The sequence below is a fragment of the Neorhizobium sp. SHOUNA12A genome (assembly GCF_023006505.1).
GTDB lineage: Bacteria > Pseudomonadota > Alphaproteobacteria > Rhizobiales > Rhizobiaceae > Neorhizobium.
The window spans coordinates 1-9,232 of the sequence record NZ_JALBGV010000142.1; the positions used below are offsets into that span (position 1 = coordinate 1).

Here is a 9,232-nt window from a genome sequence, read left to right on the forward strand (position 1 = left end):
GGTCCGGCCGGCCAGCGCCATCGGCCGCGGCATGGCCGAGCCGTAGCTCTGGAGTTGGTCGCCCAGCGTCTGGTTCGACGCGACCATGACGCCGGTTGCGATCTGGCCTTCCGGCCGGATCGACGGCAGGCGGTCGCCCTTGCGGATGTAGGACGCCATCAGGAACGGCATGTCCTTCCCGTCCATGCGGGCGCGGCCCACATATTGCACGTTCACATGCGCCGTGCCGATCCGCTTCATGTCGAGCAACTCGGCCGTCTTGTCGGAGACGTCGATGATGCGGCCCGGATGATACGGACCGCGGTCGTTGACCCGGACGATGACCGAGGTGCCGTTGTCGATATTGGTCACGCGGGCATAACTTGGCAGCGGAAAGGTCGGATGCGCGGCAGACAGGTGGTCGCTGTCATAGACTTCGCCATTGGCAGTCAGGCGACCGTGAAACGCCGAGCCGTACCAGGAGGCAAGACCGCTCCTGTTATAATTCGGATCTTCCTTCGGAACGTAAGTCTGGCCCTTCACCTCATAGGGCTGGCCGACCATGAAGCGGCCGCCACCCTTCGGCACGGGCCGGCCGTCGCCGACCACGCGCGGGCTCGCCTTAACGCCATATTCCTTTTCGGAGAAATACTCTTTGCTGCGGGGTTTCGATTTCGGTGCCTCGGTCGTGGCGCAGGACGCCATCCCTGCACAGACCATCGTCATCCCGAGCCATTTCGCACCCAGCGAAAGCTTGCCGCCACTCAAACCCAAACTCATCCGTCCCATGCCGCCTTCACTGCGATACGCCGCAAACGGTCCTCGTAACCGCGCCACTTTTCACAGCCATTGAACCGATCCGAGACATACCCCTATGCCGCGGACTTAATGGAAATGAACTTTTGCTGGCAACGTGGCGAAAATGCGAGTGAAATTGGACACATAGATAAAATTCTATTCAATATGGTTAATGATGCGTAAATAACAACCGCTCTAAAAGCCCAGTACACACCCGAATAACTTCGAGATTACATAGTCAGAGTTCCGGTTCATCATGCCATTGCGTCTGGAACGACAGGCGCCCGGTAAACACCGGCTGACCATGTTCGTTACGGACTTCGATCGAGATCGCGCCCTTCCCCCGCTCGGGGAACTCCTCGCGGGCAATGTCCGACAAGATCCGGCTCACCTCCCGGCTGATCTCCTCGCGGGTCGATATTTCCTGGCCCTCATTGTCACGCACAGGTCCATCACCATTGATCAAATCGAAAAAGTATCGCGCCATGCCATGCTCACTGCCCTGAGTATTTATCGTCCCGAATTTCCTTTGCGGACATTTGTTCCCGTCCAGGGGTCAGTCTTTCCGATGGATCTATATAGCCTCCTCATCCGTTCTTTACCTCGATATTAATGCGCCGCCGAGGATAACCGTGATCGACTCTCTACTTCTCAACCTCGAACAGCACGACGTTCTTACCGATGAAGAGCGCAACATTCTCAGGCGCATCGTCGGCCGTGAGCGGCGTTTTCTGGCAGGAGAGGATTTCGTCGCGGAGGGATCGAGGCCCGGCTACAGCAGCCTGCTCGTCGACGGATTCGCTGCCCGATACAAACTGACGGCGGAAGGCACGCGGCAGATCACGGCAATCCACGTCGCCGGGGATTTCGTCGACCTGCACGCCTTCCTGCTGAAAACCATGGACCACGGCGTCGTCGCGCTTTCCCCATGCCATGTCAGCCTTTGCGACCATTCAGACCTGAAGCAGGTGACAGAACAGCATCCGCACCTGACCCGGATGTTGTGGCTCGATACGCTGATCCACGGCTCCATCCACCGTGCCTGGATCGTCGCCATGGGGCGACGCTCCAAAGTCTCGCATCTCGCGCATATCCTTTGCGAACTCTACGTCCGGCTGGACGTGGTCCGCCGCACCAACGGCTGGAGCTTTCACCTTCCGCTCTCGCAGGGGGAGATGGCCGATGTGCTGGGGTTGTCGCTCGTCCACATGAACCGCGTCATCCAGACGCTCAGGCGAGAACGCCTGATCTCCTGGTCCAACCAGACGATCACCATTCTCGACTGGCAACGATTGCAGGAGGTGGCCGAATTCGATCCCACCTACCTGAGCCTGTCGGTGGAGCCGCGGTGAGAGGCGTGAGGGAGAATCACGGTGCGGTATCATGATACGCCAACAATGGCGGAAGACCGGTCACCCGCTGAACCTGATGTATGGCAAGCCTCTACCCAACCGGCCTTCTGCGATCACCCCACCACCTCAGACACATAGACGGGATCAAACTTCGCGCAATGCTAGTTGAGCCTCGACACGCTGCGGAAGTTCGTCATAATCTCGTCAGTTATTCCGGGGGATTTTATGAAGTACTTTTTACTTGCTGTTTCAGCGTTTGCCTTGACTGCCTGCCAGACCCAAACGCCAGAGGAATGGAAGATGCAAAGATCATTCAGAAATTCAGCTGAACGTAGCTGTCACGACAAGCAGGGGACGGACCTCTATTCGAAATGCGTTGAAAACGAGGTACAAGTAAGAAACCAGTTCGCGGAAAGTATCCTGGTTCGCTATGGCGCGAGAGCGAGGCGTTGATTGCCGCGCGCAATTGTTGCTCAAAGAGAACCCCGCTGACTAGGCGGGGTTTTGAATTGCGGCCGACCGATTGGGGTGTTGGCCGCATCGGATTTCAATCCCGAACTGAGGTTTGTATAGTCGTCCGAACGGGCGAGGTTGGCGCCGGCCTAACTGCACGATCTTCCCAGCCACGGATTTAAACGCAGCCGAGACGTTCGGGGTCTGCGTTTCAGTCGGCGTCAAGGCAGCATCTGGGGCAGGGCATCCGCCGGACGGCGCCGCAGCCACACGCCCGGTGGCCGCTCCATGGCTTATTTGCATGCTCTTCGCACACCCAGCCTGTAGCCCCGCCATCGCCCCGTGTTTCCATGCCCACATTTTCGCACCTCGATGCCCGCATTTATGCCCGCAAACGTGTGGGCATTGGTGCGAATGGATGCGAAAGCATGCACATAACTGGCACGCAAATGGCCGATGTTACAAGGGGCAAAGCGAGGCTATGCGAGGGAGGGATGGCGGAAGAGGTGGGATTCGAACCCACGGTACGGTTTCCCGCACGCCGGTTTTCAAGACCGGTTGAAATGTACTGATTAACTTGCATTTTTTCGGAATTTCTGCGATATGTTGCAGCATTGTTGCAGAAAGCAGGAAAAAGCGGCATGGCGAGCATTACGAAGCGCGCGGGGAAATGGACGGTCACGGCACGGCTTCCGGATAGCTTCACAGGGCCCTGCAAGTCCCGCTCGATCTCGAATACCTTCAAGTCGAAGCGCGACGCCCAAGTGTGGATCGACGCAACGGAGTCTGCCATGCGCCTCGGCACATGGAAAGACCCCCGGCTTGAGCCGAAGCCCGGAACGTCGAAGGGCTACCTCGATCGTCCCTTCAAGGATGCCCTTGAGGATTACCGCGACAAGATCACTCCGGAGAAGAAGGGAGCCGAGCAAGAGGTCGCAATGTTGAACATGCTGGCACGGGAGGACTTCGCGTCGAAGACTCTCCGGGAGCTGACGGTGGAGCATTTCGTCACCTTCCGCGACGCACGCCGGGATGACGGAAAAGCAGCTTCCACGATCCGGAACAACTTGAATACCGTGAGTGCGGTCTATGAGTGGCTGATCCATGAGAAGTCGGTCCAGACTTCGAACCCCATTGCCTCGCTCCGGAAGCGACGGCGCGGCATCCCGCAACCTGGCGCAGGCAGAGATAGACGGCTTCGCCCGGGAGAGGAAGAATGCATCTGGTCAGCCCTCACCGGAGAGACGTGGCAGAACCGCCAATGGCAAGCCCTGTTCCCTGTCCTCCTGGACACCGGGATGCGTGCGGGAGAAGTTCGCAGCATCCTCGCGGGTTGGGTGCGCCGAGAGCACGGCTTCATCGTGATACCCGAGAAGGATGTGAAAGGAAACGAGCATCGGTACGTCGCCCTCTCCGATCGCGCCTATGACTTGCTCCTTCGGCAAGCCGAAGGCGAGCCGGACGATGCCGCCGTCTTCAAGATGACAAAGAACTCAGCGGAACATGAGTGGCAGAAGATACGAGAGGCAGCCGGTTGCCCCGATCTTAGGATTCATGACTTACGTCACGAGGCACTAAGCCGGATGGCGGCGAACGGTGCGGATCTGAAGACGCTCATGAGGCAGTCCGGCCACAAGACTGTGGCCGTTCTTATGCGATATCTCAACCCCACGAAGGAGGAGCAGAGGGCGCGCCTATTTGGAGCAACAGCTCATTCAGCAGCCTGAGATTCGATCAGATCAGCCTGTGCCTTCTTCTTGGCTGCCCGCCGATCGGCGGATGCCTTTGTCTTCGCACGCCGGATCGCAGCCGCCTTTGCCAGATCCAATTCGCGTTGGTCAGTGTAAAGAAGCGTCCCAGCCTCCATGACGAAGTTGCGCGGGATTTTCGGGTTGTTAATGTCTCTCTTGGTTTCCAACCACTTTGCCTCCCACGAAGAAAGGTACGTCTCAAGTTGCGCAGGTTCCAGGTAATACGCCCGCCGCATCTCTATGCCTTCATATATGGCAAATACCCACTTCACCTCCCGATACTTGTTGATGATTGGGATGTTGACATGGTGGTTGGTCGAGAAACTATCCGTGAGCCATATGTTGACACTCTTTAGCTCGTATTCGTTTCCGGCAGCATCGACAGCATCATTACCTTCTCTCCCGGGAATCCCCTGAAGATTGAGAGCGAGAAGCATCTGCAGGATTTTTCCGCCGTTGTCCTGGAAGACGTCGTCTATGCCATGTTCCACTGCAAGCGATTGGAATTCGCGAACAGCCGGCATCAGTTTTTCAAGCCGTTCCCAGTCGGGATGAGGTGCCATTAGATATCCTTCAATAAATCCGCAGGAGAGACACCAAGAGCCCCAGCGATCTTTTCCAGGTTATCTAGTCCGACGTTCCGCTCGCACCGCTCGATACCTCCGAGATAGTTGCGATGAATCCCCGCGAGCTCAGCCACTTTTTCCTGGCTGAGTCCAAGTTCCTGTCGAAGACGCTTCAGGTTCGTTGCAAGCGTCACTCTGGCTGTTATGGTGTTTGAGTCGTTCACGGCACCGAGATTGACCCCTGACCACTATGAGTCTACACACTATGAGTGTGAACGAGATGAGAGACCCTGAAGATGCTGGAAATGCCCGCTGCCTATAGAACCCCCCTTGGAGCGGCCTACTGCGGGGACTCGAGAGAACTGCTCAAGCAGCTTCCGGACAACAGCATTGATCTCGTGATGACTTCCCCACCGTTCGCGCTGCAGCGTCAGAAGGCGTACGGGAATAAGGATCAAGCAGAATATCTTGATTGGCTGATGGACTTCGCCAAGCTCGTCTACGCTAAGCTGAAACCCACAGGCAGCATGGTGATGGATGTCGGCGGTGCATACCAGAAGGGCACTCCATCGCGGAGTCTATATCATCTCAGACTGCCCATCCGGTTTTGTGATGAGCTCGGATTTTTCCTCGCCGAGGACTTCTATTGGTACAATCCTGCCAAGCTGCCATCGCCCATTGAGTGGGTGAACAAGCGAAAGATTCGTGCAAAGGACTCGGTCAATAATCTGTGGTGGTTTTCTAAAACCGAGTGGCCGAAAGCTGACGTTTCCAAGGTCCTTGTCCCTTATTCGGACAGGATGCTGAAGCTCATGGAAGATCCCTCGAAGTTTTACAAACCCGGGACCCGCCCTTCGGGGCATGGAATCGGTACCGGGTTCGCAAAGGACAATGGTGGAGCGATACCGTCAAATCTCCTTCAGATATCGAACACAGAATCCAATGGAACCTATGTCGCTGGTTGCAAGCTAGTCGACGCGGCAAGACATCCAGCTCGATTCCCCGCGAAGCTCCCGGAGTTTTTCATAAGGTTCCTGACTGATCCGGGAGACGTGGTCTTGGACATATTCGCAGGTTCGAACACCACCGGACAAGTAGCGGAGGCCGAAGGTCGTCGTTGGTTGAGTTTCGAAGAGCGTCTCGACTATCTGGCAGCCAGTGCATTTCGTTTCTTGCCCAAAGAGACAGAGCCAGACCTACTCCGCGAAGCATTCCTCAAGATTGAATCTGGTGCCCCGGTCGACATTACGGACTATTGGTCGCAGGCAAAACTGAAGTTTGGGGAAGCTGCCGAATAGTCCTTGTTTAATGTCCCGCCGACAGAGACCATGAAAAGACCGCCATCTACGGGACTGGGATCCCTCCGGCGGTCTTGTCAAGGAACTGTTCGATGATTGTGAACAACGGCCGCGAGATTGTAAATACCCACTACATGGGTAGTTGAGCCGGGGGCTGGCATATCAGCCAGCCCGGACACAGAATTTTCACAACCTACAGCGTCAACAAATTTTGCCAGAGGCCGAAGCCTCGGCATCCAGCATTTTCTCCTTCGCATCGCTACCCGGAGCATCCTCCGGGGCATTCGGGGGCGTTCTCGATTCTATCCACGGAATTGCTTCCTCGGCCGCCAATGCCGCCGCACCGCAAGGCCGACAGGCCGCGCAGAGACCGGGCGGAGCGCCGGTCCTTGGGAGTGGAGGAGCTACGGTTCCACGCAGTGGGGCCGGAGGGCCTTCTCTCCCCCGCCCGGAGGGCTCTTCTTCTGTCAAGAGGTGGTCACTTCTAGGAGGTATCCAGAAGCTCTGCCGCCCGACTGATCTTGCCGAGCGTGGGCCTGCCGTCTGCGGTTGTGGTCGGCCCGGCTATGAAGCTGATTCGGTCAACGTCCACCTCCGTTGCGACGAGACGACCGGAGAATTCAGGGCGGGGGTCTCCGGCGTATACCGTTGCGGGTCGCCGTGGCTGTGCCCGGTCTGCGCAGTATGGAAGGCGCTGGAACGGGCAGAGAAGATCGAAGATGTCGCCAAGGCGACCTTCGGGAGGGGTGGACAAGTCGGCCTGCTGGTGCTGACGGCTTCACATTCGAAGGAGATGTCTCTGGCCGATGTGAAGAAGCTCATCCAGGACGCATCCAGCAAGGCCCGGAAAGGCCGGGCATGGATCGATGCGCAGGCCGAATACGGTATCATGGGCGTGGTCGTGGGTCAGGAAGTGACCTACAGCCGCGTAAACGGCTGGCATTACCATCAGCACCTCTGCATTCCGGTGGACGGTCCGACAGACGAAGAAAAGGCCCGTGCGGGGGAGAATGCCGACCTGCTCGAAACGCTCGTCCGTGAACGTGCGGAGAAGGCCGCCCGGTGGCTTGCTGCGGCCTACAAGGATCAGATTCGTGCGAGGGGCGGCAAGGTCTCCGATCGCCATGGTTGCCGGGTCCGTGTCGCTGACGATTGGGAAGATGCGAGCGGCTACACGGCCAAGGGGAGCATGGCGTGGGAAGTCTCCGGCGGTCATAAGGACATGACGAAGGCCGCGTCGTCCATGACCCCGTGGGACATCGCGTCGGCCGCCATCGATGGTGATGCCTTCATGATGCAGAGGTGGCGCGAATACGTGGACGTAATGCCCGGCACGAGAACGTGCGTCGTGTCCGCCGCTCTGGCGAAGAAGCTGGACATCCCGGCTTCGGAGACTGAGGAAGGCGAACAGGAACTCCACGAGCGCGACGACATCGTCGGCCGTGTGGAGGCACCCATCTGGCGGCGCTGGATGCGGTTCGGCCTCGCCGCGACGTTCCTGAGCCGCGTCGAGTACGGCGGAGCCGAGGGCTTTGCCGATGCCGTCGATGCGACAGAGCGCGATGCGGATACCGTAGCCGCCCGAAGGGCCATTGAGGAGGACGCGCTGCGGAGCATCATCGAAGAGGTATTCTGCGGGGCCTCGGTCGTCCGGCTGGACTGCAAGCGCGCTGACGATCGGATTCCATTCGAGACAGCCGAGCAGGCCGCCCGGGAGGCGAAAATGCGGGCCGCCCGGGAGGCCGATCGACGCCAACGATTGGCTCCGAGTGACGGGCGGCCGTGGGTTCTTGATTGCCGCGAAGCGGCGTGACGACGGCAACGCTCGTCACCGTGGCAACCGTCCGGTTGTCTCGTCGTCTGGAGGGCGACGACAAGCCCCCCGGCAGGGTCCCCCTGAAGGGGCCGGAGCTTTCACGAAGTGAATGCTATATCCGGTCTATATAACTTTGTTGCGGCTTGCGCCGCCGGTGGCGATCCTTCTTGAAAGAGGAGGGTTCCATGATCCGTGTTTTCGACATTCCAGCACTGAAAGAACAGGTCGAATATGAGGCTCTGCAGCGGGCCTTGGGGCTGTTGTCCGATGTCGTCGGAGCGGAGCTAGATGACGAAGCTGTGGCGGATGTCGCGCGCTGGTACATGGCGACATTCGACCGATGGGAACAGTCGAAGGCATGGCGGGGGACGGTGTTCCCCTGCCGGGATTGATCCGGATGGCTTTCCAGTTCACCCGGATTGAGCTTTTCAGCAGGAAGGGCAAGGGCGGCCGCTCTGTCGGGTTCGTCCTCGATGAGGTCGTCCGGGTTCCGGTCGCCTCGATGCACGTCCATGCACCAGGCCCGCCGGTCGTTGTCTTCGGGCTCGATCCGGAGGCGGTGCGCGTCCTTCACGATGAACGGGCATCCTCTGCCCGACAGGAGGTTAAGGGGGGCAAGCTCCGGGCGATCCGGGCGGACCAGAACACCCTTGCGACGGTGATCCTGTCGCATCCGGCGACCATGGAGGAATATCGGTCGTCGCCGGAGCTCGCGGCCGAGGTCCAGGCATGGGAACGTCGGTCGGTGGCATGGCTCCGTGCGCAGTACGGCGACCAGCTCGTGAGCGCCATCCGGCATGAAGACGAGAGCCACCCGCATCTGCACGCGTATGTCATTCCAGATGATCCGGCGATGAAAGCCGGTCCCCTGCATCCGGGGTTCCAAGCCAAGGCTGCGGTGACGGCCGCGGGGCCGCGACCAGGTGAGGACGACAAGGCCTTGTCGAAGCGGGCGAATGCCGCATACCAGGCCGCCATGCGGCGCTGGCTGGATGACTATCACCAGAAAGTCGGCCAGCCGTCCGGCCTGCTGCGGCTGGGGCCGGGCAAGCGTCATCTGACGCGTGCCGAATGGCAGGCCGAGAAGCGCCAGGCGGCCGCCCTGAAGGAAGCCTTGGCGAAGGCCGAGACCCTGAAAAATCAGGGGGCGGCGTTCATCGATCGGACGAAGGGAGAGGCGGCCAAGCTCCGGGCCGACGCGGCCCGTCGCGCCGATGCC

At 59.1% G+C, this 9,232-nt stretch carries 10 protein-coding genes; 6 read left to right on the top strand and 4 right to left on the bottom strand.

The features are described 5' to 3' along the window. A partial coding sequence (locus MOV63_RS31205) for a septal ring lytic transglycosylase RlpA family protein (RefSeq protein WP_247039595.1) occupies positions 1-759 on the bottom strand: 759 nt, incomplete at its 3' end. A gap of 256 nt (positions 760-1,015) precedes the next feature. Next, on the bottom strand, positions 1,016-1,264 hold the full coding sequence (locus MOV63_RS31210) for a DUF6894 family protein (protein ID WP_038543016.1): 249 nt from the start codon (positions 1,262-1,264) through the stop codon (positions 1,016-1,018). 145 nt (positions 1,265-1,409) lie between these two features. Between MOV63_RS31210 and MOV63_RS31215 the strand changes: the two genes are divergently transcribed. After that, on the top strand, positions 1,410-2,129 hold the full coding sequence (locus MOV63_RS31215; RefSeq protein ID WP_038543014.1) for a Crp/Fnr family transcriptional regulator: 720 nt from the start codon (positions 1,410-1,412) through the stop codon (positions 2,127-2,129). 1,094 nt (positions 2,130-3,223) lie between these two features. After that, positions 3,224-4,309: a site-specific integrase gene (locus MOV63_RS31220; protein WP_247039596.1), complete on the top strand. Its 1,086-nt coding sequence runs from the start codon at positions 3,224-3,226 to the stop codon at positions 4,307-4,309. Here the strand turns inward: MOV63_RS31220 and MOV63_RS31225 are convergent. Both MOV63_RS31225 and MOV63_RS31230 read right to left on the bottom strand, forming a co-directional pair. Continuing rightward, positions 4,294-4,896 carry a hypothetical protein gene (locus MOV63_RS31225; protein ID WP_247039597.1) on the bottom strand — a complete coding sequence of 201 codons (603 nt, stop codon included), beginning with the start codon at positions 4,894-4,896 and terminating at the stop codon, positions 4,294-4,296. The two genes, MOV63_RS31220 and MOV63_RS31225, sit on opposite strands and share 16 nt — an antisense overlap. Further along, positions 4,896-5,123: a helix-turn-helix transcriptional regulator gene (locus tag MOV63_RS31230; RefSeq protein ID WP_309500858.1), complete on the bottom strand. Its 228-nt coding sequence runs from the start codon at positions 5,121-5,123 to the stop codon at positions 4,896-4,898. Before MOV63_RS31230 ends, MOV63_RS31225 begins: the two co-directional genes overlap by 1 nt. 72 nt (positions 5,124-5,195) lie before the next feature. Between MOV63_RS31230 and MOV63_RS31235 the strand changes: the two genes are divergently transcribed. The 4 genes from MOV63_RS31235 to MOV63_RS31250 all read left to right on the top strand — a co-directional run. Continuing rightward, on the top strand, positions 5,196-6,197 hold the full coding sequence (locus tag MOV63_RS31235; RefSeq protein WP_247039598.1) for a site-specific DNA-methyltransferase: 1,002 nt from the start codon (positions 5,196-5,198) through the stop codon (positions 6,195-6,197). A gap of 808 nt (positions 6,198-7,005) precedes the next feature. Further along, on the top strand, positions 7,006-8,010 hold the full coding sequence (locus MOV63_RS31240; protein ID WP_247039600.1) for a hypothetical protein: 1,005 nt from the start codon (positions 7,006-7,008) through the stop codon (positions 8,008-8,010). Between the two features lie 188 nt (positions 8,011-8,198). After that, positions 8,199-8,405 carry a hypothetical protein gene (locus MOV63_RS31245; RefSeq protein WP_247039602.1) on the top strand — a complete coding sequence of 69 codons (207 nt, stop codon included), beginning with the start codon at positions 8,199-8,201 and terminating at the stop codon, positions 8,403-8,405. 5 nt (positions 8,406-8,410) lie between these two features. Continuing rightward, positions 8,411-9,232, top strand: an 822-nt coding sequence (locus tag MOV63_RS31250) for a plasmid recombination protein (RefSeq protein ID WP_247039603.1), incomplete at its 3' end; no start/stop codon positions are given.